The sequence below is a fragment of the Nocardioides kribbensis genome (assembly GCF_015070375.1).
GTDB classification, from domain to species: Bacteria; Actinomycetota; Actinomycetes; order Propionibacteriales; family Nocardioidaceae; genus Nocardioides; species Nocardioides kribbensis.
In genome coordinates this window covers 585,341-610,809 of the sequence record NZ_JADCLL010000001.1, presented here as the reverse complement: position 1 = coordinate 610,809, position 25,469 = coordinate 585,341, and the positions used below count along the sequence as shown (strand labels likewise).

General features: G+C 73.2%; 27 protein-coding genes and 1 tRNA gene. 11 read left to right on the top strand and 17 right to left on the bottom strand.

Annotation, left to right across the window (positions count from 1 at the left end):
* Positions 1 to 35 precede the first annotated feature (35 nt).
* From IR170_RS02940 to IR170_RS02920, 6 genes are all read right to left on the bottom strand, one after another.
* The gene (locus tag IR170_RS02940; protein WP_193661127.1) at positions 36 to 1,454 is read right to left on the bottom strand and encodes an amidase family protein; all 1,419 of its coding nucleotides are present in this window, start codon (positions 1,452 to 1,454) and stop codon (positions 36 to 38) included.
* A gap of 77 nt (positions 1,455 to 1,531) precedes the next feature.
* Entirely contained in the window at positions 1,532 to 1,606 is a 75-nt protein-coding gene (locus tag IR170_RS20510; protein WP_369759046.1) for a 50S ribosomal protein bL37, read from the bottom strand.
* 90 nt (positions 1,607 to 1,696) lie between these two features.
* Positions 1,697 to 2,083, bottom strand: a complete 387-nt coding sequence (locus tag IR170_RS02935) for a thioesterase family protein (RefSeq protein ID WP_056864088.1) — start codon at positions 2,081 to 2,083, stop codon at positions 1,697 to 1,699.
* Positions 2,083 to 2,598, bottom strand: a complete 516-nt coding sequence (locus IR170_RS02930; RefSeq protein WP_193661126.1) for a GNAT family N-acetyltransferase — start codon at positions 2,596 to 2,598, stop codon at positions 2,083 to 2,085. Before IR170_RS02930 ends, IR170_RS02935 begins: the two co-directional genes overlap by 1 nt.
* Positions 2,599 to 4,302 carry an acetolactate synthase gene (locus tag IR170_RS02925; RefSeq protein WP_193661125.1) on the bottom strand — a complete coding sequence of 568 codons (1,704 nt, stop codon included), beginning with the start codon at positions 4,300 to 4,302 and terminating at the stop codon, positions 2,599 to 2,601. It lies immediately after the preceding gene.
* A gap of 32 nt (positions 4,303 to 4,334) precedes the next feature.
* The gene (locus IR170_RS02920) at positions 4,335 to 5,177 is read right to left on the bottom strand and encodes a DUF2785 domain-containing protein (protein WP_056864090.1); all 843 of its coding nucleotides are present in this window, start codon (positions 5,175 to 5,177) and stop codon (positions 4,335 to 4,337) included.
* A gap of 210 nt (positions 5,178 to 5,387) precedes the next feature.
* Here IR170_RS02920 and IR170_RS02915 point away from each other — a divergent pair, with 210 nt between their 5' ends.
* Positions 5,388 to 6,914, top strand: coding sequence for a histidine kinase N-terminal domain-containing protein (locus tag IR170_RS02915; protein ID WP_193661124.1), 1,527 nt, complete (start codon positions 5,388 to 5,390; stop codon positions 6,912 to 6,914).
* 36 nt (positions 6,915 to 6,950) lie between these two features.
* Here IR170_RS02915 and IR170_RS02910 read toward each other — a convergent pair whose 3' ends face one another.
* Positions 6,951 to 7,202 (bottom strand): WhiB family transcriptional regulator, encoded by a 252-nt coding sequence (locus IR170_RS02910; RefSeq protein WP_027863177.1) that lies wholly within the window; start codon positions 7,200 to 7,202, stop codon positions 6,951 to 6,953.
* 211 nt (positions 7,203 to 7,413) lie between these two features.
* Here IR170_RS02910 and IR170_RS02905 point away from each other — a divergent pair, with 211 nt between their 5' ends.
* Entirely contained in the window at positions 7,414 to 7,797 is a 384-nt protein-coding gene (locus tag IR170_RS02905) for a hypothetical protein (RefSeq protein WP_056864092.1), read from the top strand.
* 39 nt (positions 7,798 to 7,836) lie between these two features.
* On the opposite strand, the gene IR170_RS02900 is transcribed toward IR170_RS02905, so the two are convergent.
* From IR170_RS02900 to sodN, 3 genes are all read right to left on the bottom strand, one after another.
* Positions 7,837 to 8,673 (bottom strand): RNA polymerase sigma factor SigF, encoded by an 837-nt coding sequence (locus IR170_RS02900; RefSeq protein WP_056903830.1) that lies wholly within the window; start codon positions 8,671 to 8,673, stop codon positions 7,837 to 7,839.
* 1 nt (position 8,674) lies between these two features.
* On the bottom strand, positions 8,675 to 9,094 hold the full coding sequence (locus IR170_RS02895) for an ATP-binding protein (protein ID WP_056864094.1): 420 nt from the start codon (positions 9,092 to 9,094) through the stop codon (positions 8,675 to 8,677).
* A 224-nt stretch (positions 9,095 to 9,318) separates the two neighbouring features.
* The gene (sodN, locus tag IR170_RS02890; protein WP_056864095.1) at positions 9,319 to 9,720 is read right to left on the bottom strand and encodes a superoxide dismutase, Ni; all 402 of its coding nucleotides are present in this window, start codon (positions 9,718 to 9,720) and stop codon (positions 9,319 to 9,321) included.
* A 163-nt stretch (positions 9,721 to 9,883) separates the two neighbouring features.
* Here sodN and IR170_RS19285 point away from each other — a divergent pair, with 163 nt between their 5' ends.
* From IR170_RS19285 to IR170_RS02870, 4 genes are all read left to right on the top strand, one after another.
* Positions 9,884 to 10,216 carry a S24 family peptidase gene (locus IR170_RS19285; protein ID WP_374108196.1) on the top strand — a complete coding sequence of 111 codons (333 nt, stop codon included), beginning with the start codon at positions 9,884 to 9,886 and terminating at the stop codon, positions 10,214 to 10,216.
* A gap of 285 nt (positions 10,217 to 10,501) precedes the next feature.
* Positions 10,502 to 11,617 carry an NAD(P)-dependent malic enzyme gene (locus IR170_RS02880; protein ID WP_227488591.1) on the top strand — a complete coding sequence of 372 codons (1,116 nt, stop codon included), beginning with the start codon at positions 10,502 to 10,504 and terminating at the stop codon, positions 11,615 to 11,617.
* Positions 11,618 to 11,663: 46 nt separating this feature from the next.
* Entirely contained in the window at positions 11,664 to 12,632 is a 969-nt protein-coding gene (locus IR170_RS02875; RefSeq protein ID WP_056864097.1) for a zinc-binding dehydrogenase, read from the top strand.
* Entirely contained in the window at positions 12,632 to 13,318 is a 687-nt protein-coding gene (locus tag IR170_RS02870; protein ID WP_193661121.1) for an SDR family oxidoreductase, read from the top strand. Before IR170_RS02875 ends, IR170_RS02870 begins: the two co-directional genes overlap by 1 nt.
* 46 nt (positions 13,319 to 13,364) lie before the next feature.
* On the opposite strand, the gene IR170_RS02865 is transcribed toward IR170_RS02870, so the two are convergent.
* On the bottom strand, positions 13,365 to 13,997 hold the full coding sequence (locus IR170_RS02865) for a TetR family transcriptional regulator (protein WP_056864099.1): 633 nt from the start codon (positions 13,995 to 13,997) through the stop codon (positions 13,365 to 13,367).
* Between the two features lie 219 nt (positions 13,998 to 14,216).
* Between IR170_RS02865 and IR170_RS02860 the strand changes: the two genes are divergently transcribed.
* Genes IR170_RS02860 through IR170_RS02850 form a run of 3 tightly spaced genes read left to right on the top strand, consistent with a single transcriptional unit; the run spans position 14,217 to position 16,790 of the window.
* Positions 14,217 to 15,308 (top strand): flavin reductase family protein, encoded by a 1,092-nt coding sequence (locus IR170_RS02860; RefSeq protein ID WP_193661120.1) that lies wholly within the window; start codon positions 14,217 to 14,219, stop codon positions 15,306 to 15,308.
* 14 nt (positions 15,309 to 15,322) lie between these two features.
* Positions 15,323 to 16,525, top strand: coding sequence for a fatty acid desaturase family protein (locus IR170_RS02855; protein ID WP_193661119.1), 1,203 nt, complete (start codon positions 15,323 to 15,325; stop codon positions 16,523 to 16,525).
* 25 nt (positions 16,526 to 16,550) lie between these two features.
* Positions 16,551 to 16,790 (top strand): hypothetical protein, encoded by a 240-nt coding sequence (locus tag IR170_RS02850; protein ID WP_227488392.1) that lies wholly within the window; start codon positions 16,551 to 16,553, stop codon positions 16,788 to 16,790.
* A gap of 67 nt (positions 16,791 to 16,857) precedes the next feature.
* On the opposite strand, the gene IR170_RS02845 is transcribed toward IR170_RS02850, so the two are convergent.
* Complete coding sequence (locus IR170_RS02845) at positions 16,858 to 17,034, bottom strand: DUF6104 family protein (RefSeq protein WP_165699040.1); 177 nt, start codon at positions 17,032 to 17,034, stop codon at positions 16,858 to 16,860.
* 1 nt (position 17,035) lies between these two features.
* Positions 17,036 to 20,863: a multifunctional oxoglutarate decarboxylase/oxoglutarate dehydrogenase thiamine pyrophosphate-binding subunit/dihydrolipoyllysine-residue succinyltransferase subunit gene (locus IR170_RS02840; protein WP_193661118.1), complete on the bottom strand. Its 3,828-nt coding sequence runs from the start codon at positions 20,861 to 20,863 to the stop codon at positions 17,036 to 17,038.
* Positions 20,864 to 21,084: 221 nt separating this feature from the next.
* Here IR170_RS02840 and IR170_RS02835 point away from each other — a divergent pair, with 221 nt between their 5' ends.
* Together IR170_RS02835 and IR170_RS02830 are read left to right on the top strand one after the other, a co-directional pair.
* Positions 21,085 to 21,738 (top strand): hypothetical protein, encoded by a 654-nt coding sequence (locus IR170_RS02835; protein WP_193661117.1) that lies wholly within the window; start codon positions 21,085 to 21,087, stop codon positions 21,736 to 21,738.
* Positions 21,735 to 22,679, top strand: coding sequence for an LCP family protein (locus tag IR170_RS02830; RefSeq protein ID WP_193661116.1), 945 nt, complete (start codon positions 21,735 to 21,737; stop codon positions 22,677 to 22,679). The genes IR170_RS02835 and IR170_RS02830 overlap by 4 nt, the downstream gene beginning before the upstream one ends.
* Before the next feature lie 18 nt (positions 22,680 to 22,697).
* Here the strand turns inward: IR170_RS02830 and IR170_RS02825 are convergent, their stop codons facing one another.
* The 4 genes from IR170_RS02825 to IR170_RS02810 all read right to left on the bottom strand — a co-directional run bounded on the left by IR170_RS02825 (position 22,698) and on the right by IR170_RS02810 (position 25,354).
* A complete protein-coding gene (locus IR170_RS02825) occupies positions 22,698 to 23,111 on the bottom strand; it encodes an ATP-binding protein (RefSeq protein WP_193661115.1) in 414 nt (137 codons plus the stop codon).
* Positions 23,098 to 23,448 (bottom strand): STAS domain-containing protein, encoded by a 351-nt coding sequence (locus IR170_RS02820; RefSeq protein ID WP_056864105.1) that lies wholly within the window; start codon positions 23,446 to 23,448, stop codon positions 23,098 to 23,100. Before IR170_RS02820 ends, IR170_RS02825 begins: the two co-directional genes overlap by 14 nt.
* 173 nt (positions 23,449 to 23,621) lie before the next feature.
* Positions 23,622 to 25,073, bottom strand: coding sequence for a hypothetical protein (locus IR170_RS02815; RefSeq protein ID WP_193661114.1), 1,452 nt, complete (start codon positions 25,071 to 25,073; stop codon positions 23,622 to 23,624).
* A 208-nt stretch (positions 25,074 to 25,281) separates the two neighbouring features.
* A tRNA-Arg gene (locus IR170_RS02810) sits at positions 25,282 to 25,354 on the bottom strand.
* Positions 25,355 to 25,469: the final 115 nt, after the last annotated feature.

The window sequence follows — 25,469 nt, the reverse complement described above, 5'->3', positions numbered from 1 at the left end:
CGCCCGCTGCGACGCCCCGAGGGCCGTCGTCGGGCTCACACCCAGGGCGCGTACGCCGGCTCCGGCAGCGGACCGCTCGTGCGGTCGCGCGCGGCCTCGTAGCCCGCGCCCACCTCCAGCAGCGTCCGCTCGCTGCCCGCGGTGCCCCAGAAGGACACCGCCACGGGCAGGCCGGCCGCCAGCTCGGTCGGCACGGTGAGCAGCGGGTAGCCCGCGATCGCCGTCGGCCCGCTGCACGAGCCGGGGAAGACCTCGGGGTTGACCAGGTCGATCGGCCCGGCCGGGGCGTAGGACGGCGTCACCAGCGCATCGAGGCGGTGCTCGCCCAGCACGTGGTCGATGCCGTCGGTGCGGGTCGCCAACAGGTTGCGCCCCCGGGCGGCGCGGTGCTCCGCGCCGCCGACCTGCGGCGCCTCGAGCGCCCGCTCGAGCAGCGACTGCCCGAAGTGCGCCAGCTCCGTGCCGGCGTGGGCGGTGTTGAACGCCACGAGCTCGGCCAGGCTGCGGGGCACGTCGCCCTCCCGGGTGGCGAGGTAGGCCTCCACGCCGTGCCGGAACTCCGCGAGCAGCACGAGCAGCTCGTCGGCGCCCACCTGCTCGCTGCGGGCGTCGAGCCCGCTCAGGTCGGTGCCGTCGACGATCTCCGCGCCCTCCGCGGCCAGCAGCGCCACCGCGCGCTCCGCGGCGGCGTCGGCGTGGGGGGAGTAGCCCCAGTAGGTCGCGCGCGGCACGCCGATCCGCTTGCCGGCGAGCCGGCCCGGCACCGCGTGGGCGGCGTGCGGGTCGCGCGTGGTCGCGCTGAGCACGTCGAGCAGGGCCGCGGCCTGGGCCACCGTGCGGGTCAGGGGGCCGGGGGAGTCCTGGGAGGCGGCGATCGGCACCACCCCGCGCGTGGGCACCGCACCGACGGTGGGCTTGAGGCCGACGCAGCCGTTGAAGGCCGCCGGGCAGGTGATCGACCCGTCGGTCTCGGTGCCGACGGCGAAGTCGGCCAGGCCGGCCGCCACGGCCGCCCCGCTGCCGGAGCTCGACCCGCCGGCCGACCGGTTGAGGGCGTGGGGGTTGCGCGTCAGGCCGCCGTACGCGCTCCAGCCGGAGGTCGACGACTCGTCGCGGAAGTTGGCCCACTCCGAGAGGTTGGTCTTGCCGAGCACGACCATGCCGGCGGCGCGCAGCCGCTCGACCAGGTCGGCGTCGCGGCGCGGCGGTGGCGCGTCGGCGAGCGCCAGCGAGCCGGCCGTGGTGGGCAGGTCGTGGGTGTCGACGTTGTCCTTCACCAGCACCGCCTGCCCGTGCAGGGGCCCGCGCGAGCGGCCCTCGGCGGCCTCGGCGTCGAGGCGGGCCGCCTGTGCGAGGGCCTCGGGGTGGGGGGTGCAGACGGCGCGGACGAGGTGGTCGACCTCGGCGGCGTGCGCGAGCAGGCGATCGACGCCGGCCTGGGAGGAGTGGTCCATGCCGCGATCCTGCCGGACCCCGGGAAGCAACGAACCCCCGGCCGGAGGCTCGGGGGTCCAGTGCACGGTGCCTGCGCTCAGGCGTTGGGGCGCTTGCCGTGGTTCGCGCCCTTCTTCTTGCGAGCGCGGCGCTTGCGGCCGGTCTTGCCCATGGTGTTCTCCTCGTCGAATCGGTGGCGACCCGTCGAAGGGCCAGGAGGCAGTCTCTCAAATCGTGCGGCGCCGGGGAAATCGGGTCCGGGTCACAGCCTGGACAGGAAGCGCTCCGGGTCGACCACGACCCGCGTCACCTCGCCCGAGGCGAGGACCTTGCCGACGGGCTCGCCGTCGGGACCCAGGTGACGCGCCGAGACGGCGAGGCGGTGCAGTCGCCCGTCGGCGTAGGCCGAGGTCGCGCTGACCCGCACCCGGCGACCCACCGCCGAGGCGGCCAGGTGCTCCAGCGACACCCGGGTCCCGACGCTGGTCGACCCGGGCGCGAGCACCGGCTCCAGGGCCGCGCACGTGGCGGCCTCGCACCACGCCAGCAGGCGGGGCGTGGCGAGCACGGGCAGCGAGCCCGACCCCAGCGAGGCGGCGGTGTCGTCCTCGCCGACGGTGAAGTCGAGCTCGGCGTGCAGGGTGGTCATCAGGGCTCCAGTCGGTAGGCGATGAGGTCGACCTCGGGCAGCGGGCGCCAGTCGCGCCCCGGGTCGCGCACGAAGCCCAGGGTCTCGTAGAGCCGGTGCGCGGTCGTCATCGCGGTGAGGCTGGAGATGACCACGGCCCCTGCGCCGAGCTCGCGGGCCCGGTCGACGGCGTGACGCACCAGCGCCCGCCCGACCCCGCTGCCGTGGGCCGCGGGGTCCACGGCCAGCATCCGGAACTCCCCCTCGCCGTCGCGGGCCACCTCGCGCCACGGTGAGCCGGGCGGGCACACGGTGACCGACCCCAGCACGCGCCCGGCTGGCCCGACCGCCACCCAGAGCTCGGCCTCACGGTGCCGCGGGCCGGCGTCGCCCAGCCGCGCGACGTAGGGGTCGTCGGGCCCCCGCGTGAAGGGGGCGTACGCCGCGAGCGTCACCTCGCCGACGGCCGGCAGGTCCTCGTCGCGGGCCCGCCGCAGCGTCCAGTGCGGCCCGGGCCCGGCCGCGTGGCCGGCCACTCAGATGCCGAAGGTCGCGCGCGGGTAGGCCGCGTCGACGTCGGTGATCACGTTGACCAGGTAGGGCACGCCGGAGGCGAAGGCCCGGTCGAGCGCCGGTCCGATCTGACGCGGGTCGGTGACCCGCTCACCGGCGCCGCCGAGGGCGCGCACGACCTCGTCGTACCTGGTCTGCGGGGCGAGGTCGGCGGCCACGTCGTAGCCGTAGAGCATCTGCATCGGGCCCTTCTCCAGCCCCCACGCGGAGTTGTTGCCCATGACCATCACGACCGGCAGCCCGTGGCGCACCAGGGTGTCGACGTCCATCAGCGAGAAGCCGGCCGCGCCGTCGCCGAGCAGCAGCACGACCTGGGCCGAGGGCCGGGCGATCCGTGCCGCGATCGCGGCGCCCAGGCCGGCGCCCAGGCAGCCGTAGGGCCCGGGGTCGAGCCACCCGCCGGGGCGCTGCGGCTCGACGAACTTGCCGGCGAAGCTCACGAAGTCGCCGCCGTCGCCGATCACGACGGCGTCGTCGGCCAGACGAGGCACGAGCTCGCCGTAGACGCGGGCGGGGTGGATGGGGTCGGCCTCGGCGCCGAGGAGGGCCCGGTCGCGCTCCGTGGCGCCGCGCACGGTGTCCTGCAGCCCGCCCACCCAGGCGCTGCGGTCGGGGCGGTCGTGGCGCTCGAGCGCCACGAGCAGCCCGTCGAGCACCGAGGTCAGGTCGCCCGAGACCGACGCGGCGAGGTCGGCGTGGGTGGAGACCTGCCCGGCGGAGTCGGCGACGTGCACGACCCGGGCCGGGGTGGCGCCGTCCTTGCCGCCGAAGACGCCGTAGCCGAGACGGAAGTCCAGCGGGGTGCCCACGACGACCACGAGGTCGGCGCCGCCGAGCGCGGCGCCGCGGGCCTTGGTCACCAGCAGCGGGTGCCCCCCGGGCACGAGCCCGCGACCCATGCCGTTGGTGATGGCGGGCAGGCCCGCCTCCTCGACCAGCCGCAGGGCCGCCACCTCGGCACGGTCGGCCCACACGTCGGTGCCGAGCACGAGCACGGGGCGCTCGCTGGCGGCCAGCAGCGCCGCGATCCGGTCGATCGCGTCGGTGTCGGGGGCCTCGCCCCGGCCCGCACCGACCGTGGGCAGGGAGCCCGACGCGGAGGCGAAGAACTCGTCCATCGGCACGTCGACGAAGACCGGGCCGCGGTGGCTGGACCCCGCCGCGCTGAAGGCCTCGTGCATGCCGCCGAGCACGTCGCCCGCGGTGGGCAGGGTGCGCGCCAGCTTCGAGACCGACGCGACGATCGGCGGCTGGTCCAGCTCCTGGAGGCTGCCGCTGCCCCACCGGTTCTGCGGGGCCCGGCCACCGACGACCACCATGGGGGAGCCGGCGAACTGCGCCTGGGCGATGGCGCTCACGCCGTTGGTGACGCCGGGCCCCGCCGTCAGCACCGCCAGGCCGGGCACCCGGGTGAGCTTGCCCGTGGCCTCGGCCGCGAAGGCCGCGGTCTGCTCGTGGCGCACGTCGAGCAGGCGCATCGGCGGGTCGGCCTTCACGGCCCCGTCGTACATGGGGAAGACGTGCGCGCCCGAGAGCGTGAACATCGTCTCGACGCCGTGGGCTCGGGCCACCGCCACGGCGAGCTGGCCGGCGTGGCCCTCGAGGTGGCCCTCCGGATGCGCGTCGGGGCTCGCGGGCTGCTGCGGGTCGGGTGTGGTCTGCGTCATGCCCGCAGGTTACCCACGGGTCACCCAGGGCGTCAGTCGCGCAGGAAGTGCGGGTTGCTGGCCCGCAGCGCCTCGACGACCACCAGCAGCAGGTCGGAGCGGACCGCCGGCGGGCGCGGGCCCAGCGCGAGCTGGAGGTAGAGGGCGCGGAGGAAGGCTTCGGCGTTGCCGCCGCGCAGGAAGGGGTCCTGCTCGCCGTGCACGGCGCGCTCCCCGGCGGCCGACGCGAGGCGGTTGATCCAGGGCTCGAGGATGCTCAGCGGCACGACGTCGCGGCGCAGCACGCACAGGGTGGTGTGGGCCAGGCGGTCCTCCTCGCCGTGCGCGAAGAGCGCGTCGACGGGCATGAGCACCCGGTCGGCCACGACGTCGAGCACGACGGTCAGCTCGGCCTTGCCGATGTGGGGGGACGCGGCGAGCGCCCCGAGGGCGTCGGCGCCGTGGGCCACCGCGTGGGCCCATCCCTTGCCCGGCACGAATCCGCGCAGGTCGCGCTCGCGCAGCAGCCAGGTCGCGATCCGGTCGCCCCAGTCGAGCACCTTGCCGCCGGAGACCAGTGGTCGCTCGTTGTCGCGGGCGATGCACTCGGCGAGCACCAGCACCGAGAAGCTGCGGCGGAAGACCGAGTCGGTGCCGACCTCGCCCAGCCCGGTGGTCAGCCCGGCGGCCATGCCGTCGCCGAGACCGGCCAGGAGGTCGTCGTAGACGCCCCGCTCGACCCACGTCGCCAGCGTCGGGTAGGCCGTGCCGTCGCGGGTCTCGGGGTCGGTGTCGCCGAGCATGCGGGTGAGCTCCGCGGTCAGGTCGTCGAGGGGGCGGTCCGACGGCACCGCGAGGCCGTCGGCGTGCACCTGTCTCCAATACGCGCCCGACATGGCTGTCATCCTGCCAAACTCCCCGGGGTCCGCGCACGGTCGGGGGAGGGCCCGACCGGTCGGTCCGGCGGGCCCGCGGGGAGGGGCGGGCCCGGTGGGCTCCCGGTGCGGGCCAGGTGTGCACGGGCTCACGGCGCGACCGCGTGCCCGCCCGTCGGACGTCGGGGCCGACGGTGCGCACGGCCCCGCCGCTCGCCGTAGGCTCGGCGGGTGCCGTCGATGAGCGAGCTGGTCCGGAGCCACACCGACCTGGGGCCCGACGACGTCGCGTGGCTCCAGCTGCTCCAGGCCGACTGGCAGATCATCGCCGACCTGTCCTTCGCCGACCTCGTGCTGTGGCTGCCCGACCGCGAGGGCAGCGGGTTCTGGGCGGTGGGGCAGATGCGGCCCACCACCGGCCCGACGTCCTACGTCGACGACGTCGTGGGCACCTTCGTGCCCCGCGGGCGACGCCCCCTCCTCGACGCGGCGTACGCCGAGCAGCGCCTGGTGCGCGAGGGCGACCCGGAGTGGCGCGACGACGTGCCGGTGCGGGTGGAGAGCATCCCGGTGCGTCGCGAGGGCCGCGTGATCGCGGTGGTCACGCGCAACACCAACCTGCTCGGCGTGCGCACCCCCAGCCGCCTGGAGCTCTCCTACCTGCAGACCGCGGCCGACCTGACCCAGATGATCGCGGGCGGCTGGTTCCCCGCGCAGGGCCAGCGCAGCGACCACGCCGACTCACCGCGCGTGGGCGACGGCTTCCTGCGCGTCGACGCCCAGGGCCACGTCGTCTACGCCAGCCCCAACGCGCTGTCGGTCTTCCGCCGTCTCGGTCTCTCCGGCGACCTGGCCGGGCTCGCGCTGCCCGACCTGGTGCGCGAGCTGGTGCCGTCGCGGCGCCGCCCCGACGAGGAGACCCTCAGCGCGGTGATGGGCGGCCGCACGCACCGCGACACCGAGTTCGGCACCGACGAGGTCACGCTGATCGCACGTGCCATCCCGCTGCGGCCCCAGGGCACCCGGATCGGTGCCCTCGTGCTCGTGCGCGACGTCAGCGACCTGCGCCGGCGCGACCGCGAGCTGGTGACCAAGGACGCCACGATCCGCGAGATCCACCACCGCGTGAAGAACAACCTGCAGACCGTGGCCGCCCTGCTGCGCCTGCAGGCCCGCCGCATCGGCTCGCAGGACGCCAAGGCCGCGCTGGAGGAGGCCGTGCGGCGGGTCGGGACCATCGCGATCGTCCACGAGACGCTCAGCCAGGCCGTGGAGGAGACGGTGCTCTTCGACGAGATCGCCGACCGGCTCTGCGCCATGGTGACCGACGTCAGCGCGGTCGGCAGCAGGGTGAGGGTGCGGCGCACGGGCAGCTTCGGCGAGCTGACCTCGGAGTCGGCGACCGCACTGGCCATGGTGCTGACCGAGCTGTTGCAGAACGCGGTGGAGCACGGCTACGAGGTGCCCGACGAGCACCCCGCCGGGCTGCGCTCGACCGAGGAGATCCTCGCCGGCGGGCTGCTGGGAGAGGTCAGCGTGGGGGTGCACCGTGCTGCGGGCCGGCTCCACCTGGTCGTGGACGACGACGGCCGTGGCCTGCCCGACGGCTTCGACCTGGAGGGATCGACCAACCTGGGTCTCTCCATCGTGCGCACGCTCGTGGAGTCGGAGCTCGGTGGTCGGCTCGAGATGGGGCCGGTGCCCTCGAACCACGGCACCCGTGCCGTGGTCGACGTCCCCCTCGACCCGCTGACCTGACCGGCCCTGTGGCGGTGCGGTGGGTCAGGCGCTGGGTCAGGCGGTGCGGACGCGGGCCCGGGCGTTGCGGCGCTTCAGCGCACGACGCTCGTCCTCGCTCAGACCGCCCCACACGCCGTGGTCCTGGCCGGCCTCGAGGGCCCAGGCGAGGCACTGCTCGCGCACGTCGCAGCGTCGGCAGACCTGCTTGGCCTCCTCGATCTGCAGGATGGCCGGGCCGGTGTTGCCGATCGGGAAGAACAGCTCCGGATCCTCGTCGAGACATGCTGAACGGTGACGCCAGTCCATGGCTGGGCGATCCCTCTTTTCCTCAAGCGAAATGTGCAGGCCAGGGGCAACGCAAGCCTGCGGCAGCGCCCGGTGCGATGGCACCACGAAGTGGACTCGGCCACGAGCGCTCCGCACACACTGACAACTTTTGGACCGTTAAACAAGCCAAATCGCTGGTCTCCTGCGTCACAGGCGTCCCGTGTGGAGGGGGCGCACTAACCTCGGCGTCGTGACCCGATCCGAGAACCCGCCGCCGCTGGTCGTCGCGGCCTCCCTCGCCGCGGTCGAGGGGCTGGTCCTGCTGCTCCTCGCCGGCGCCCAGCTCGCCGACCTCTCCGAGGGGCGCACCACGATGGGATGGACCGTGGCGGCGTTCTTCGCGCTCTTCGGCGTGGCCGTCATCGCCTGCGCCTGGGCGGTGACGCGGGGGCAGGCCTGGACGCGGGGTCCGATCCTGCTGACCCAGCTGATCGCCCTCGGGCTGGCCTGGAGCTTCCGGGGCACCCAGCTGATCGCGCTGGGCCTGGTCGTCGTGGCCGCCGTCGTGCTGGCCGGCATGCTGCACCCCGCGAGCCTCGAGGCCCTCGCCGACGACCCGATGCGCGAGGACTGAGCGGCCCCGGGGCAGCGCCGGGGGGGGCGCGGGGAGGGCTCAGTCCTGCTCCTGCAGCGAGCGCCGCAGGTGCTCCAGGGTGCGGTTGAGGAGCCGGGAGACGTGCATCTGCGAGACGCCGATCTCCTCGGCGATCTGCGACTGGGTCATGTTGCGGAAGAAGCGCAGCAGCAGGATCTTCTTCTCGCGCGCGTCGAGCTGGTCGAGCAGCGGCTTGATCGACTCGCGGATCTCGACGTGCTCGAGGCCCGCGTCCTCGATGCCGATGGCGTCGAGCATCGTGGCGGCCCCGTCGTCGGAGTCGTCACTGGCGTCGAGGGAGAGGGTGGAGTAGGCGTTGCTGGACTCGATGCCCTCCACGATCTCCTCCACCGTGCACCCGATGCACTCGGCGAGCTCGCGGGCCGTGGGGGAGCGGCCGAGGGTCTGGGTCAGCTCGGCGGTCGCGGAGCCGATCTGCATGCGCAGCTCCTGGAGCCGCCGCGGCACCCGGATCGCCCAGCCCTTGTCGCGGAAGTAGCGCTTGATCTCGCCGATGATCGTCGGCGTGGCGTAGGTCGAGAACTCCACGCCCCGGTCGGAGTCGAAGCGGTCGATGGACTTGATGAGCCCGATCGTGCCCACCTGCACCAGGTCCTCGAAGGGCTCGCCGCGGTTGCGGAAGCGCCGTGCGCAGTGCTCGACGAGCGGCAGGTGCAGGTGCACCAAGGCGTCCCGCGCGCTCTCGCGACCGGCCTCGCTGCCCTGCTGGTCGTGGAAGGCCAGGAACAGCTCGGCGCTGCGCCGGCGGGTGAGCTCGACGCCCGCGCGCCGGGCGTCGGTCGCCTCGCTCGCCGCGCTGGGGGCGGGGTCGTCGTCCGGGAGGGGGTGGTCCATCTCAGAGGCCGGCTCCCAGGTGCGTGGAGCGCAGCGTGAGCGCGACGGCGAGCTCGCCCTCGGCGATCCGCACCCCGACCTCGGAGGCCAGCGTGTCGAGCACCTGCCAGGCGAAGCTGTCGCGGTCGGGCTCACCGGCGTCGGCGGCGCCCACGGACACCGACACCGTCAGCTCGGCGGGGCGCAGGTAGAAGCGTCCGACCAGGTCGGCCCCGGCGTCGGCCTCGGGCAGCACCAGCGCGCACGCCTCGCCCACCGCGATGCGCAGGTCCTCGATGTCGTCGATGGTGAAGTCGAGGCGCGCGGCCAGCGACGCCGTCGTCGTGCGGAGCACCGACACGTAGGCGCCGTCCGCGGGCAGTCGCAGCTCGACGTCGGAGCGGTCGCGGATCGGGTCGATCGTCGGACCGGGCTGGGACATGGGGCCGTCCTTCGTGGCAGGTGCGGAGGAAGTGGTCGAACTCTAGGTGACGCGGTGGCTCCCCGGGTGGGAGGCCGTCCGGTGCTCGGCTGGTGCTCGGCTGCGCCCCATGTGTGCCGCCTGGAACGCCAGCGAGGCCGGTCCCGGGGGTCTACCCCGGGACCGGCCTCGACAAACGGTCGGCGGCGCCCGCCGCGGCGGCGGCGGCGCGCCGGCTGCGTCGCTCAGGCCTTCTTGGTCTCCCAGAAGATCTCGGCGATCTCGTCGATCTTGGCCAGCAGCTGGTCGGCCACGTCGGCGTCGAGGGCGCCCTTGGCGCCGGAGGCGCCGGCGAGCTTGGTGGCCTCGTTGACCAGCACGTGCAGCTGCGGGTACTTCTCGAAGTGCGGGGGCTTGAAGTAGTCGGTCCACAGCACCCACAGGTGGTGCTTGACCAGCTCGGCGCGCTGCTCCTTGATCAGGATGGCGCGGGTGCGGAAGTCGGGGTCGTCGTTGTCGGCGACCTTGGCGATGATGCCCTTGATCGACTCGGCCTCGATGCGGGCCTGCGCGGGGTCGTAGACGCCGCAGGGCAGGTCGCAGTGGGCGGAGACCTCGACGGTGGGTGCGAACAGTCGCGCGAACATGCGGTTCCTCTCGTGGTCCTTCAGGGGTCTGCTGAGCTCGGCTGCGACACTACTCCGCGTGTCGCGTCCCGCACGAGGTGTCTCCCCCTCGAGCCACCCCATCGGGTGGCTCGCTCGTGCCCGCGGTGGGTTGCCCGGCCCGGGTCGCCCCGGGTGGGCCCTGGTGCGCGGGGCGTCGATGGCGCCCACGCTGCGCGGGGGCGACCGGCTGCTGGTGCTGCACGGCGCGCGGGTCGTGCCGGGGCGGGTGGTGGTCGCCCGGCTGCCCGACGGCACGCTGGCGGTCAAGCGCGCCGTGGAGCGGCGTACGACGGCCGGCGGCTCGCCCGGCTGGTGGCTGCTCAGCGACGACCCGTCGGTGGGCGTCGACTCCCGGCACCGCGGGCCCGTCGCCGAGGACCAGGTGCTGGCCGTGGCGCTGTGCCGCGTCTGGCCGCGTCCCTGCCTGCTCAGGGCGGGTGCAGGGCCCGACGCCGCTGCCTCGCGGGCGCTGTGACGTAGAGCATTGCGGACGCCGGCGTCCTGTATTCGTGCGCTGTGCCAGACTGGCGGGACAGCCCTCCGGGCGTCACGGCTCCGCGGCAACCCCTCGCGTCGAGCAGTGGTCCCGGGCACGATCCGGCCCATCCGACTCGTCCTGGAAAGTCCTGTGATGACTGCTTCTCCCACGTCTCCTGCCACCACCACCGCCGCCGCCGGCCCTGCGGGCCACGGCCCGTCGGCCTCGCCGTCGCACCCGCGGGCCGGAGACCCCGTCTTCGACCTGCACCTCGGCGGCAAGATGTCCATCCAGTCCTCCGTGGCCCTGGCCGGCGCGGAGGAGCTGTCGCTGGCCTACACCCCCGGCGTGGCCCTGGTGTGCGAGGCGATCGCGGCCGACCCGGCGCTCACGCAGCACTACACCTGGGTGCCCAACACGGTCGCGGTCGTCACCGACGGCACCGCCGTGCTCGGCCTGGGCGACATCGGGCCGGCCGCCGCCATGCCGGTGATGGAGGGCAAGGCGGTGCTGTTCAAGCAGTTCGGCGGCGTCGACGCGGTGCCGATCTGCCTCGACACCACCGACACCGAGGAGATCATCGAGACCGTGGCCCGGCTGGCGCCGAGCTTCGGCGGGGTCAACCTCGAGGACATCTCGGCTCCCCGCTGCTTCGAGATCGAGGACCGGCTCAAGGAGATGCTCGACATCCCGGTCTTCCACGACGACCAGCACGGCACCGCCGTGGTGGCGCTCGCCGCCCTGACCAACGCCCTCACGCTCACCGGCCGCGACCCGGGCAGCACCCGGGTGGTCATCTCCGGCGCGGGGGCGGCGGGCGTGGCGGTGGCCAAGATCCTGCTCGAGGCCGGCATCACCGACCTCGCCGTGACCGACCGCAAGGGCGTCATCCACTCCTCGCGCGGCGACCTCACCGCGGTCAAGCGCTCGCTGGCCGAGCTCACCGCAGACGTCACGGGCCGCACCGGCTCGCTGGCCGACGTGCTCGACGGCGCCGACGTCTACATCGGCGTCTCCGGCGGCACGGTGCCCGAGGAGCACGTCGCCACGATGGCGCCCGACGCCATCGTCTTCGGTCTGGCCAACCCCACGCCTGAGGTGCACCCCGAGGTGGCCCGGCGCCACGCGCGCGTCGTGGCCACCGGACGCTCCGACTTCCCGAACCAGATCAACAACGTGCTGGCGTTCCCCGGCATCTTCCGCGGCGCCTTCGACGCCCACGCCACGGCCATCACCGAGGGCATGAAGCTGGCCGCGGCCCGCGCGCTCGCCGACCTGGTGGGCGAGGCGCTGACCGAGGAGTACGTCATCCCCTCGCCGTTCGACCCGCGCGTCGGCCCGGCCGTCTCTGCCGCGGTCGCGGCCGCCGCCCGGCAGGACGGCGTCGCACGCCGCTGAGACGGCGTGCCCCGTCCGTCCAGCCACTCCCCGTTAGGTTGTCCCCATGTTCGCCGTCTACGCCGACCGCTTCTCCTCCGACGACCCGCTCTCCGCCCTGACGGTGGGGGAGCGGCCCGACCCCGAGGCCCCCGACGGGTGGACGACGGTGACGGTCAAGGCCGCCTCGCTCAACCACCACGACGTCTGGTCGCTGCGCGGGGTGGGCCTGCGTGAGGAGGCCCTGCCGATGATCCTGGGCTGCGACGCGGCCGGACTCGACGAGGACGGCAACGAGGTCGTGGTGCACGCGGTCGTCAGCGACCCCGCGTGGCGCGGCGACGAGACCCTCGACCCGCGCCGCTCGCTGCTCTCCGAGCGGCACCAGGGCACCTTCGCCGACAAGGTCGTCGTGCCCCGCGCCAACGTCGTGGCCAAGCCCGCCTCGATGTCCTTCGAGGAGGCCGCCTGCCTGCCCACCGCGTGGCTCACCGCCTACCGCATGCTCTTCACCCGCGGCGGCCTCGTGGCCGGTGACACCGTGCTGGTGCAGGGCGCGGGCGGCGGCGTCGCCACCGCCGTCATCACCCTCGCCCGGGCTGCGGGCCTCAAGGTGCTGGCCACCAGCCGCGACGAGGGCAAGCGGGCCCGTGCGCTGGAGATCGGCGCCCACGAGGTCTTCGAGTCCGGGGCGCGCCTCCCGGTCAAGGTCGACGCCGTGATGGAGACCGTCGGCAAGGCCACCTGGGCCCACTCGGTGCGCGCCCTCAAGCCGGGCGGGCGCATCGTGGTCTCGGGCACGACGTCGGGGGCCGACCTCGACGACGCCGAGCTCACGCGGATCTTCTTCCTCCAGCTCAGCGTGGTCGGCTCGACGATGGGCACCCGCGACGAGCTCGCGTCCCTGGTCTCGCTGCTCGACGCCACCGGCACGCGCCCGCTGATCGACCGGGTGCTGCCCATGGAGCAGGCCGCCGACGGCTTCGCCGCGATGGCCGGCGGCGACGTCTTCGGCAAGATCGTCTTCACCCGCTGATGGCTCGCACCCACCTGCTCACGGGCGCCGGGGCGGGCATCGGCGCCGAGCTGGCCCGGCGCCTGCGCGCGCGTGGTGACGACCTGGTGCTGGTGGCGCGCTCCGAGGCGAGGGCCGAGGAGCTCGGTGTCGAGCACCCGGGCGCGACGGTGCTGGTGGCCGACCTCTCCGACGCTGCCGCCCTCGAGCGGCTGGAGGGTCGCCTGCCCGCCCGGCTCGACTCCGTCGTGCACGCGGCCGGCGTGGTGGAGCTCGGTGCCGTCGCCGACCTGACGGCCTCGGCATGGACCGAGCAGCTGGCGGTCAACCTGGTGGCCCCGGCGGTCCTGACCCGCCTCGCGCTGCCGGCGCTGCGCGAGGCGCGCGGCACGGTCGTGCTGGTCAACTCCGGTGCCGGGCTGTTCGCCCACCCGCAGTGGTCGGCCTACGCCGCCTCCAAGCACGGCCTGAAGGCCCTCGCCGACGCGCTGCGCGCCGAGGAGGCGCAGCACGGTGTGCGGGTCACCTCGCTGTTCCCGGGACGCACCGCCACCGCGATGCAGGAGAAGGTGCACGCCCAGGAGGGCAAGGACTACGACGCCTCGCGCTGGATCGACCCCGTCACGGTGGCCGAGGCCGTGGTGGGCGTGCTCGACCTCCCGCAGGACGCCACGCTGACCGAGCTGGTGCTCAAGCCCCGAGCCTGAGCCCCGGCCCCGAGCCCCGGGCCGGCCGCTGCGGCCGCGGGACCCCTCAGGGCCGGGAGGTCCAGTTGAGCGCGCCCACCAGCACCATCCGCAGCTGGGTGCGGGCGTTCTCGACGACGAGCTTCTCGGCGCCCGGGCGACCCACGGCGTGGAGGGTGTTCTCGGCGAAGGCGACCATGGCCGTGACGATGAGCCCCGACAGCACGCGCAGGTCCTCGGTCGACCAGCGGTCGGTGCCGGGCAGCCGGGCGAGGTCGGTGGCCAGCTCGCGCTCGCACAGCTCGATCTCGTGGCGGATCGCCTCGCGCACCAGCGGCGGCCCTGCGGTCCGCTCTCGGGCGATGAAGGCGAAGTGGGAGCGCTGGCGGTGCACGTGCTCGTCGAGGATCCCGATGGAGTCGTCGACGATGTCCATCCAGCCCGGTGCCCCGCCCTCGCGTCCCTGCCGCACGTCGCGCAGCATGGCGCGCAGCGACTCGAAGGACTCGTCCACGAGAGCCATGCCGAGGTCCTCGATGGAGTCGAAGTGGCGGTAGAAGCCGGTCGGCACGATGCCGACCTGCTTCGACACCTGGCGCAGGGAGAGCGCGACCAGGCTGCTCTCCTCGAGCAGCGCCAGGGCGGCGTCGAGGATGGCGCGTCGGGTGCGCTCCTTGCGCTCGCCGCGGGTCTCGGTCATCCCCCGATCCTAGGCCACCGTCGCAGCGTGCTCCGACCTCGCGCGCGCCGGAACCCCGGGGCCCGGGCGGGAGCACATGTGTGCACCGTCACGCGGGTCGCGCGCGACCGCCAGGAGAGGGGTGGGCGGCGTCACCCGCCGTTCCGGTTGACCTCGCGGCGCCGACCCCGGAGACTTTGAGTGAACAATCGTTCACCCAAACTGACGGGAGCAACTCCGATGAGCATCACGGGCTCCATCCTCCGGTCCCGCGCCGTCGCCGCCCTCACCTCGCCCCACGGCGTCGACCGCTTCCTGGAGCAGGTCAACCCGATGTGGGCGGCCCACGAGGTGCGCGCCCGCGTCGTCGAGGTCCGTCGCGAGACCGACGGCGAGCACCCGGTCGCCACGATCGTGCTCCAGCCGACGAGCACGTGGCGCGGACACCGTGCGGGCCAGTACGTCCAGGTGGGCGTCGACCTGCCCGGAGGTCGCCGCACGACCCGCTGCTTCTCGGTCTCCTCGCCCGCCTCGGCGCCGGGGGAGCGGATCTCGCTCACGGTGCGCTCGCACGCGGAGGGCGTGGTCTCGCGGTTCCTGGTCGAGCAGGCCCGCCCGGGCCTCATGGTCCACCTGGGCCAGGCCGAGGGCGACTTCGTCATGCACGAGAGCCCGGCGACGCCGACCAACAACCACCTGCTCTTCATCACCGGCGGCTCGGGCATCACCCCGGCCATGTCGATGGTGCGCACCCTGCTGCGCGACGGCTACGACGGCCGGGCCCACCGCAAGGTGACCTTCCTGCACTACGCCCGCAGCGCCGAGGACCAGATCTTCGCCGCGGAGCTCGCCGAGATCGCGGCGGGCGACAACCACGTCGACGTGCACCTGGTGCACGAGACCGACGGTGGCCGCTTCTCCGAGGACGCCCTGCGCGAGCTGGTGCCGGCCTTCCAGGACACCGACACGTGGGCCTGCGGCCCGGCCGGCATGATCGAGCTGGTCCAGGCGGCGTACGCCGGGAGCCCCCGGCTGCGCGTGGAGTACTTCAAGCCGCCCATGACCGCGTCGGGCACGGCCGAGGGTGAGGTCTCCTTCGCCCGGTCGGGCCAGCAGGCCGCCAACACCGGTGCCTCGTTGCTGGAGCAGGCCGAGGCGCTCGGCCTGCGGCCCGAGTTCGGCTGCCGCATGGGCATCTGCTTCTCCTGCACCTCCCGCAAGACCGAGGGCACCGTGCGCAACGTCGTCACCGGTGCCGAGTCCTCGCTGCCCGACGAGGACATCCAGATCTGTGTCTCCGCCCCCGTCGGCGACTGCGTCGTCGACCTCTGAGGAAGGACCGCACCATGACCGCCACCCTGAACGAGACCACCGAGACCACCGTGACCACCGCGACCACGAGCGGAGCGAGCGCCGCCCGCGCCGAGCGCCCCGTCGTGCCCGGCGACGCCGCGTTCCACCGCCTCACCGCGGCCCAGCTCAAGGACTTCGGCGACGAGATGGACGCCATCCGCCAGCGCGTCCTGGCCTCGCTGGGCGACGAGGACCGTGACTACATCCACCGCGTCGTGAAGGTGCAGCGGGGCTTCGAGGTCGCCGGGCGCGCGCTGTTCTACGTGCCGCCGGCGTGGCCGCTGGCCGTGGCCGCCCTCAGCGTGTCGAAGATCCTCGACAACATGGAGATCGGCCACAACGTCATGCACGGGCAGTACGACTGGATGAACGAGCCCGGTCTGAGCTCGCGCATGTACGAGTGGGACAACGTGTGCCCCAGCGACCAGTGGAAGTACTCCCACAACTACATCCACCACACCTACACCAACATCCTGGGCAAGGACCGTGACATCGGCTACGGCATCCTGCGCATGGACGACGACCAGAAGTGGCACCCCTACTACCTGGGCAACCCGGTCTACGCGGCGCTGCTCATGGTCTTCTTCGAGTGGGGCGTGGCCATGCACGACCTCGAGGTCGAGAACCTCGTCGCCGGCAAGCGCACGCTGGAGGAGAACAAGAAGATCTACCCCGGACTGATGCGCAAGGTCCGCAACCAGGCGCTGAAGGACTACCTGCTCTTCCCGGCCCTCACCGGCCCCCTCTTCCCGATGACGCTGGCCGGCAACGCCGTGGCCAACCTGGTGCGCAACGTGTGGGCCTTCAACATCATCTTCTGCGGGCACTTCCCGGCCGGGGTGGCGACCTTCTCCGAGGAGGAGTGCGAGGACGAGTCGCGTGGCCACTGGTACTACCGCCAGCTGCTGGGCTCGGCCAACATCACCGGCGGCCGGCTCTTCCACGTGATGACCGGCAACCTGTCGCACCAGATCGAGCACCACCTCTTCCCCGACATCCCCGCCCGCCGCTACCCCGAGATCGCCGAGGACGTGCGCGAGATCTGCGAGCGCTACGGGATCGACTACAACACCGGGCCGCTGGGGCGTCAGCTGGGCAGCGTGGCCAAGAAGATCTGCCGCTACGCCCTGCCCGACTCCCCGTCGGACCTCAAGGCCCTGGTGCCCGGCTTCCTGCGCCGCCGCCTGGCCGCGTGAGGCTGCTCGGGCCACACTAGGGACCATGACCGGGCCCATGAAGGACCAGCTGAGCAAGAGCGAGATCCGCAAGGACGCCCTCCAGGGCGCCGTGGAGGCGACCGCGACGACCGTCGGTGAGGTGGCGACCATCCTCACCGGCGCCGTCAAGGACGTCGCCGGCGCCCTGGGCGGGCTCGCCACCGAGGTCTTCGAGCTGCGCGACGCCGCTCGTCGTGCCTCGGCGGAGCACGTCGAGCCCGTCCCCGAGGTCGACGAGCGGTAGTCCGGCACCCGCCCGCACGACGAAGGGGCCCGATCCGTCACCGGATCGGGCCCCTTCGTCGTGCCGCTCAGTCGTCGGGGTCGTCGAGACGGGCCAGCCAGGTCGAGAACCGCTCCACGGCGGTCTCGAACTCCGGGTGGGTGTCGGTGAACTCCTGGAGCCGCTCGGCCAGCCACGCCAGGGTGACCTCCTCGTCACCCCGACGCCGCTCGAGCTCCTCGATCCCGCGGTCGGTGAAGTACATGTCAGGCGAACGCGCGGTCGAGCAGGTCCTTCTGCTCGGCCATGTGGCGCTTGACGGTGCCGACCGACGGCGAGGACGACTCGGCCCGCGTGACGGCCTCCACCTGGGCGTCGACGCCCGGCCAGACGTTGAGGGCGTAGTGGGGCCACGGGCCGTTGTTGAGCGGCTCGTCCTGCACCCACCGGACCTGCTTGAGGCGGGGGAAGCGGGCGATCTCGGCCCGGATCTCCTCCTCGGGGCGTGGGTAGAGCTGCTCCACGCGGGCGATCGCGAAGCGCTCGGCGCCCTCGCGCTTGGCCCGGTCGACCATGAGGTCCCACGTGACACGGCCCGAGCACAGCAGCAGCGTGTCGACCTTCTCGGGGTCGGCCTCGGCGTCGGGGATGAAGGGCCGGAAGGACCCCTCGGTGAACTCCTCGGGCCGGGAGGCGGCCTCCTTGCGCTTGAGCATCGACTTCGGCGTGAAGACGATGAGCGGGCGGTGGGTCGAGCCCAGCGAGTGCTGCCGCAGCAGGTGGAAGTACGACGCGGGCGTCGAGGGCTGGGCGACGACGAAGGCCTCGTCGGCGGCCATGGTGAGGAAGCGCTCGATGCGCGCCGAGGAGTGGTCGGGGCCCTGCCCCTCGTAGCCGTGGGGGAGCAGGAGCACGACGCCCGACTCCTGGCGCCACTTGGTCTTGCCCGAGCTGATGAACTCGTCGATGACGGTCTGTGCGCCGTTGACGAAGTCGCCGAACTGCGCCTCCCACAGCACGAGCGCCTCGGGACGGGCCACGGAGTAGCCGTACTCGAAGCCGAGCGCGGCGTACTCGCTGAGCAGCGAGTCGTAGAGGTAGAAGCGGGCCTGGTCCTCGGTGAGGTTGGCCAGCGGCGTCCACTCGTTGGCGTTGACCCGGTCGATGATCGTGCCGAAGCGCGACACGAACGTGCCGCGGCGCGAGTCCTGGCCGGCCAGGCGGACCGGACGGCCCTCCATGAGCAGCGAGCCGAAGGCGAGGATCTCGCCGGTGCCCCAGTCGATGGGGCCCTCGGTGATGGCCTTGGCCCGGCGCTGGAGCTGGGGCATGACCTTCGGGTGGACCGTGAAGCCGTCGGGCGGGGTGACGTAGGCGTCGGAGATCCGCTTGAGCACCTCGAGGGTGACCGCGGTCTGGGTCTCCCCGGCGGGCTTGTCCGGGTAGTCCGGCACAGTGGTCCACTCCGAGGGCTGGCCGGTGGCCTCGCGCACCTCGGTGAACACGCGCTCCAGCTGCTGCTGGTAGTCGCGCAGGACCTGCTCGGCCTCCTCGATCGTGATGTCGCCACGACCGATGAGCGACTCGGTGTAGAGCTTGCGCACCGAGCGCTTCTGCTCGATCAGGTCGTACATCAGCGGCTGGGTGTACGACGGGTCGTCGCCCTCGTTGTGGCCACGGCGGCGGTAGCACACCAGGTCGATGACGACGTCCTTGTTGAAGGCCTGGCGGTACTCGAAGGCCAGTCGGGCGACGCGGATGCACGCCTCGGGGTCGTCGCCGTTGACGTGGAAGATCGGCGCCTGGACCATCCGGGCCACGTCGGTGCAGTAGAGCGAGGAGCGCGACGAGCCCGGCGAGGTGGTGAAGCCGACCTGGTTGTTGACGACCAGGTGGATCGTGCCGCCGGTGCGGTAGCCGCGCAGCTGGGACAGGTTGAGCGTCTCGGCCACCACGCCCTGACCCGCGAACGCCGCGTCGCCGTGCACCAGCAGGGGCAGCACGGGGTAGGCCGCGCCCTGGTCGAGCACGTCCTGCTTGGCGCGCGCGATGCCCTCGAGCACCGGGTCGACCGCCTCGAGGTGGGAGGGGTTGGCGGCGACGGAGACCTTGATCTTCTCCCCGGTGCCGGACTCGAACTCGCCCTCGGCGCCGAGGTGGTACTTCACGTCACCGGAGCCCTGGACCGTGCGCGGGTCGATGTTGCCCTCGAACTCGCGGAAGATCTGGGAGTAGTTCTTGCCCACGATGTTGGCCAGCACGTTGAGCCGGCCGCGGTGGGCCATGCCGATGGCGACCTCGTCGAGGCCCGACTCGGCCGCGGCCTCGCAGATCTCGTCGAGCACGGGCACCGTGGTCTCGCCGCCCTCGAGGCTGAAGCGCTTCTGCCCGACGAACTTGGTCTGCAGGAACGTCTCGAAGGCCTCGGCCTGGTTGAGCTTGAGCAGGATGCGCAGCTGCTCCTCGCGCGGCGGCTTGGTGTGGGGCACCTCGACGCGCTCCTGGATCCAGCGGCGCTGCTCGGGGTCCATGATGTGCATGTACTCGATGCCGGTGGTGCGGCAGTAGGAGTCGCGCAGGATCCCCAGGATCTGGCGCAGCTTCATGAAGCGACGGCCCGAGCCGCCGAAGGAGCCGGTCGCGAACTCGCGGTCGAGGTCCCACAGGGTCAGCCCGTGCGACTCGACCTCGAGGTCGGGGTGGCTGCGCTGGCGGTACTCCAGCGGGTCGGTGTCGGCCATCATGTGGCCGCGCACCCGGTAGGCGTGGATGAGCTCGAGGATGCGCGCCTGCTTGGAGATCTCGTCGTCGTGCGACGTGGAGATGTCCTTGCTCCAGCGGATCGGCTCGTAGGGGATGCGCAGCGACCGGAAGATCTCGTCGTAGAAGTCGTTGCCGCCCAGCAGGAGGGCGTGCACGCGCTTGAGGAACTCACCCGACTGCGCGCCCTGGATGACGCGGTGGTCGTAGGTCGAGGTCAGCGTCATGACCTTGCTGATCCCGTTGCGGCTGATGGCCTCGTCGGAGGCGCCCTGCCACTCCGGGGGGAGCTCCATGGCCCCGACGCCGATGATGGCGCCCTGGCCCTTCATCAGGCGCGGCACGGAGTGGCTGGTGCCGATACCGCCGGGGTTGGTCAGCGAGATGGACGTGCCCTGGAAGTCGGCGACGGTGAGCTTGGCGTCGCGCGCCTTGGCGACGATGTCCTCGTAGGCGGTCCAGAAGCCGGCGAAGTCCATGGTCTCGGCGGCCTTGATGGCCGGCACGAGCAGCTGACGGCTGCCGTCGGGCTTGGGCACGTCGATGGCCAGGCCCAGGTTGATGTGGGCGGGGGTGATCAGGTTGGGCTTGCCGTCGACGGTGTCGAAGCCGACGTTCATCTCCGGCATCGACTTCACCGCCTGCACCAGGGCGTAGCCGATCAGGTGGGTGAACGACACCTTGCCGCCGCGGGCGCGGGCGAGGTGGTTGTTGATGACGGTGCGGTTGTCCCACAGCAGCTTGACCGGCACGGAGCGCACGGAGGTGGCGGTGGGGACGGTCAGCGACACGTCCATGTTCTGCGCCGTGCGCGCGGGGGCGCCGCGCAGGACGGTGTAGGTGGGCTCGTCCTTGGCCGGCGACGGCTCCGCCGGGCGCGACTCCTTCGGCACCGGGCTGCTGGTGCCCTGGGCGGGCTCGGCGGCCTTGCCGGCCGGCCGCGGCTTGGCGACCGGGGCGGGGGAGTCGGAGCCCTTTGCAGCAGCCGGAGCGGCGGCCGGAGCCTTCGCCGGGGCGGGCGCCGCGGCCTTCTCCGGAGCCTTCTCGGGAGCCTTCTCGGCGGGCGTCGCGGGGGCCTTCTCCGGCGCCTTCTGCTGCGCCTTCTGCGCGGACCCCGCGGCCGCGGCACCGTTGCTGGCGCCGTTGCCGTTGCCGAGCACGGCCTCGGCGCCGCCGTTCTTGAAGAACGTCACCCACGTCGCGTCGACGCTCGAGGGGTCGGCCTGGTACTGGTCGTGCATCTCCTCGACCAGCCACTCGTTGGCGCCGAAGTCCGCAGGCGGCTCCGTGGTGGTGGTGGGGTGTGGAGACTTGTTGCCAGGGGACTGCGGCACGACTTGCTTCGCCTCTTCCGGGAGCGCGCGGGGTGGGTGGTTTTCCGTGGTCCAGGCTAGTCCCCCGACCCGGCAAATGCCGAGGTTGAGGTCACCTTTCGGGCAGGGTGTTAGCCGCACCACACCCGGCCCGGGGTCACGGGGCGACGCGCGCCCCGCCACCACGGCGGCCACGAGAGGACGACGACCCGATGATGCCCCTCCCACCCACGGTCCCCGGCGTGTCGCCGAGGCCGCCCGGGCGCGCGCACCGAGCACGGTCCCCACGTCGGGCCGCCGGGGCGCTCGTCCTCGCCCTGCTGCTGACGACGGGGGCCTGCACCGACGAGGCCCCCGACGGCGGTGACCCGCCCGCCGCCGGCGCGTCGTCGGCCCCGGCGGCCACCGGCCCCGCGTCGGCGCCCGTGGTCGTGCGGACCGGGGAGGTCGTCGGACGGCTGCCGGCGGCCCGCCGCGAGGGTGTCGTGCAGCGGGTCGGCCAGGTCGTGGCCGACTGGTACGCCGCGGCCTTCCTCGACGGTCCCTGGCCCCGCTCCGACGTCCGTGACGCCTTCCCCGGCTTCACCGCGGGGGCGCGCGAGGCCGCGCGGGCGGAGCGGGCCCGCACCAGTGCCGCCTCGCTGGGCGAGGGGGTCGACGCGGTCCGTGCCGCGCGGCAGCGGGTCGTGGTGGACCTGCTCGCCCACGGCGGGCGCGTGCGCGGCGCCACCGCACGGGTGCTGCTCGACTACGTGCCGCTCAGCGGCGCCGACGAGCAGGTCGCGCGACGCGTGCAAGGACGGCTCTCCCTGACCTGGGACGGCGACGCCTGGCGGGTCTTCGCCTACGACCTGACCCAGGGGCGCCTGGCGCGTGCCGGGGAGGGCGCACGATGACGGGCTCGCGGGAGCAGGTCGGGAGGTCGGCCGGCGGGGCCGCGCGACGCGGCTGGCGCCGGGTGGTGCTGGCCGCGGTGCTGGTGCTGGCCGCCCTCACGGTGCCCGGCTCGGCGGTGAGCAGCCCGCAGGCGGTGCTCGTGGAGGTGCGGCGCGCCCAGGCGGTCGACCTGACCCCCGACGTCGTGTGGATCCTCGCGGTGGGCTCCGACGCGCGGCCGGGTGAGGACATGACCCGGGTGCGCGGCGACGCCCTCCAGCTCGTGGGCCTCGACACCCGCACCGGCGCCGCCGCGTCGATCGGTGTGCCGCGCGACTCCTACGTGCCGATCCCCGGCTTCGGCTCCGACCGGGTCAACGCCGCGCTGACCTACGGCGGCCCGCAGCTGCTCGCCCGCACGGTCGGCGACCTCGTCGGCATCGAGCCCGACTACGTGGTGGTGACCCGCTTCCCCTTCTTCGAGGACATGGTCGACGACATCGGCGGCATCGAGGTGGACAACCCGCGCGCCTTCTCCGACCCCGACCTCAAGCCCCTCGGCTTCGAGGCGGGCCGCATCCGCCTCGACGGCTACGGCGCGATGGCCTTCTCCCGGATCCGCAAGGGTCTCGCGGGCGGCGACTTCGACCGCTCCGCCAACCAGCAGCGGGTGCTCCGCGGGATCCACGCCGCGATCGCGGAGCGCGCCGACCGCCCGGGCTTCCTCGAGCGCGGCGTCGCCACGGTGCTGCGCCACACCGCCACCGACGCCTCTCCGGTCGAGCTGTTCCGCCTGGCACAGGCGGTGGCGCAGGTCGACCGGCGCAGGATCACGACGTGCGTGGTGCCGGGCGCCCTGGGGCAGGTCGGAGAGGCCAGCGTCGTGCTGCCCTACGTGGCGGTCGCCCGGAGGCTCGGCGACGCCGCCCGTCAGGACGCGACCCTGCCCCGCGGCTGCTGAGCCGCAGCGGCGTCGCGCTCAGACCAGCTCGATCTCGGCACGCACCGTGGTGCCGCGCGAGGTGTCGTAGGACCACCGCCTGCTCAGGCCGGCGACCATCATCAGCCCGCGCCCGGAGTCGGAGTCGAGGTCGGGTGGTCGCACGACGGGCAGCGACGCGCCCCCGCCGTCGGCCACCGAGATGACCAGGTCGTCGCCGCGGGTCTCCCACGCGACCTCCAGGGCCGGCCGGGCCCCGCCACGTCCGTGCCGGACGCCGTTGGCGACCAGCTCGCTCACGATGACGCACGCGGTCTGCACGGTGACACGGTTGACCCCGGCGGCCTCGAGCTGGTCACCGAGCCGGTGCCGGGCCTCGGTGACGGAGTCGACGGTGAAGGGCAGGGCGAGCTGCGCCCTGACCGGCGGCCGCACCGGCTCAGGCGACGGCACCCGGGGCGCCTGACGGGTCGGGCTCCTCGTCGTCGGGCGACTCCCGGTAGGGGAGGGCGACGACGGTGAGCATCCTCTGGGCCAGGGTGTCGCGCCGGGCGACGAGCTCGACGGACCCGCCGGCGCGTCGGGCCTGCGACATGGCCTTGGCCAGCACGCCGATCGCGACGCTGGGGAGGTAGTCGACGTCGCTGAGCTCGATCACGACCCGGCCGGTGTAGTCGGCGGAGTGTGCGGCGATCTGGTTGCGCAGCGTCATGACGGCGTACTCGTCGATGCTCCCGCTCACGGTGAGGACACCGGAGTCGAGGGTGCTGGTGAAGGGGCGCTCCTGCATGGTCCAACGATACCCGCACCGGAGCCGGCGCGAGGCTCCCCCGGGTGGGTGTGCGCGACGGTGCCGGACACGGCGACGCCGGGGCGGCGGTGCCGCCCCGGCGTCGGGGTGCTGCTGGTGTGCTGCGGGGTGTCGCGTGAGGTGCTGCGCGGGTCAGCGCGGGTCAGCGCGGGTCAGCGCGGGTAGATGCGTGAGCCGGCCCAGCCGACGTCGATCAGGTCGATGACGCCGGGGATCCGCACGGAGATGGCGCTGACCTCGGTGCCGTAGAAGTTGCTGCCGCCGGCGGGGATGCGGCCGAAGGTGATGACGCCGTTGTCGCCGAAGAGCACCTGGTCGCCCAGCGACAGGTCGTCGGGCTTGATCGACTCGCCGTCGAGCAGGATATCGCCGACCTTGACCTTCACGGTGCGGGCGACCTTCGTGCCGGCGCCCTTGCCCAGCAGGTCGATGCGCGAGCCGATGCCGGTGATGACCAGGCCGGCCGAGGGGATCTCGAGCCGGCCGAGCTTGCTGGCCACCATGGACCGAGCGCGCCCTCGGGCGAGCTGCTCGCCGGAGTACTCGTACTCCAGCCCGGTCAGGGTGACCAGGCCCCCGAGCAGCACCTGGGCCTGCTCGACGGTCTTGGTGCGGACGTCGCCACCGGTGCCCTCGCAGGGGATGGTCTGGGTGCCGATGCCGCCCATGTGGAGCAGGTCGTTGCCGGCGAAGAGGTCCAGGCCCATGACGGTGGAGCGGAAGACGCCCGAGCGCACGGGGCTGGAGATGCGGGTCTTGGCGCGGCCCAGCTGCAGCGTCGTCACCGAGTCGTTGGCCGCCTCGCTGGGGTCGACGTCGATCTTGAGCGCATAGGTCTCCGAGGTCGCGAAGGTCTTCCCGACCGTGCCGCCGGAGCGACCGAGCCCGATCGAGCCGAGGCCGGGGATCTCGACGGTGTTGCCCGCGACCGACGACAGCAGCTCGACGAGCTGGTCGACGACCTGGGAGACGGGGGCGGTGGCGTCGTTGACGATGTCGAGCAGGTCGGCGAGCGGGGTGCCCTCGACCACCGTGTCGTCGTAGTCCAACGAGATGCCCTCGAAGCCGAAGGAGTGGTCGGTGCCGTAGGCGCCGGCGGCGCCGCGGGCGTCGACGGCGGAGCGGTCGTAGAAGGAGTCGGCGACCGAGCGCAGCCCCTCGATCTTGAGGGTCGGGATGGCGAGGTCGTCGACGACCTCGCCGCCGATGGCGATGTCGGCGATGGTGTTGATGCCGCGCACTCCCGTGCGACCCGCGGTCTCGTAGGTCTCGTAGCTGCTGGTGCTGGGGGAGAGGTGGACCAGGTCGTTGGGGACGGGGAGCGTGTCGGTGCTGAGCAGCGAGCCCACGACGTCGGAGAGTCCGGCGGTGCGGGTGCAGGGCTGGTTGGCGCGGGCGTCCTTGAGGCTCTTCAGCTCCACGCCGCCCAGCAGCACCTTGGTGCCGTAGACGTTGGCCTTCATGCCGAAGTCGGTCAGCCGGCGCTCGGCCCGGGCGGAGGGGCCGTCCTCGGCCGTGGCGGTCGTGGGGGTGGTCAGGGTGCCGGCGAGGCCGGCGGCGCAGACCGCGGAGACCGCGACCGCCCGTCGAAGGGTCGTCTTCACTGTTCCTGCTTTCGTCAGCGAGTGGGGGCCGGCCGGGAGGGGCGTGTGAGGCCGTGCGGCCGCGTGCGCCTCCCGGGCCGAGGGACCCCGAGACCCCTCGTTGCTGAGTGAACGCCGGGCTGACGTGGAAGTTAGGTCACACGTCCGGGCGGTCCAGACCACGAGGGTCCCGCGCCCGGGGAGAACCGGGCGAGACGAGAGAAAGGTGTGCCCCCGGCAGGATTCGAACCTGCGGCACCTGGTACCGGAAACCAGTGCTCTATCCCCTGAGCTACGGAGGCGCTCACGCCGACCAGCGGCGCGGTTCCGAACCCTACAACCAGGCCGGCCCGGCGTCGAAGCGGGGCCGCCCCGGGCCCGCGAGACCGTGGTCGGGCGGAGCGCCCGACCTCGTTA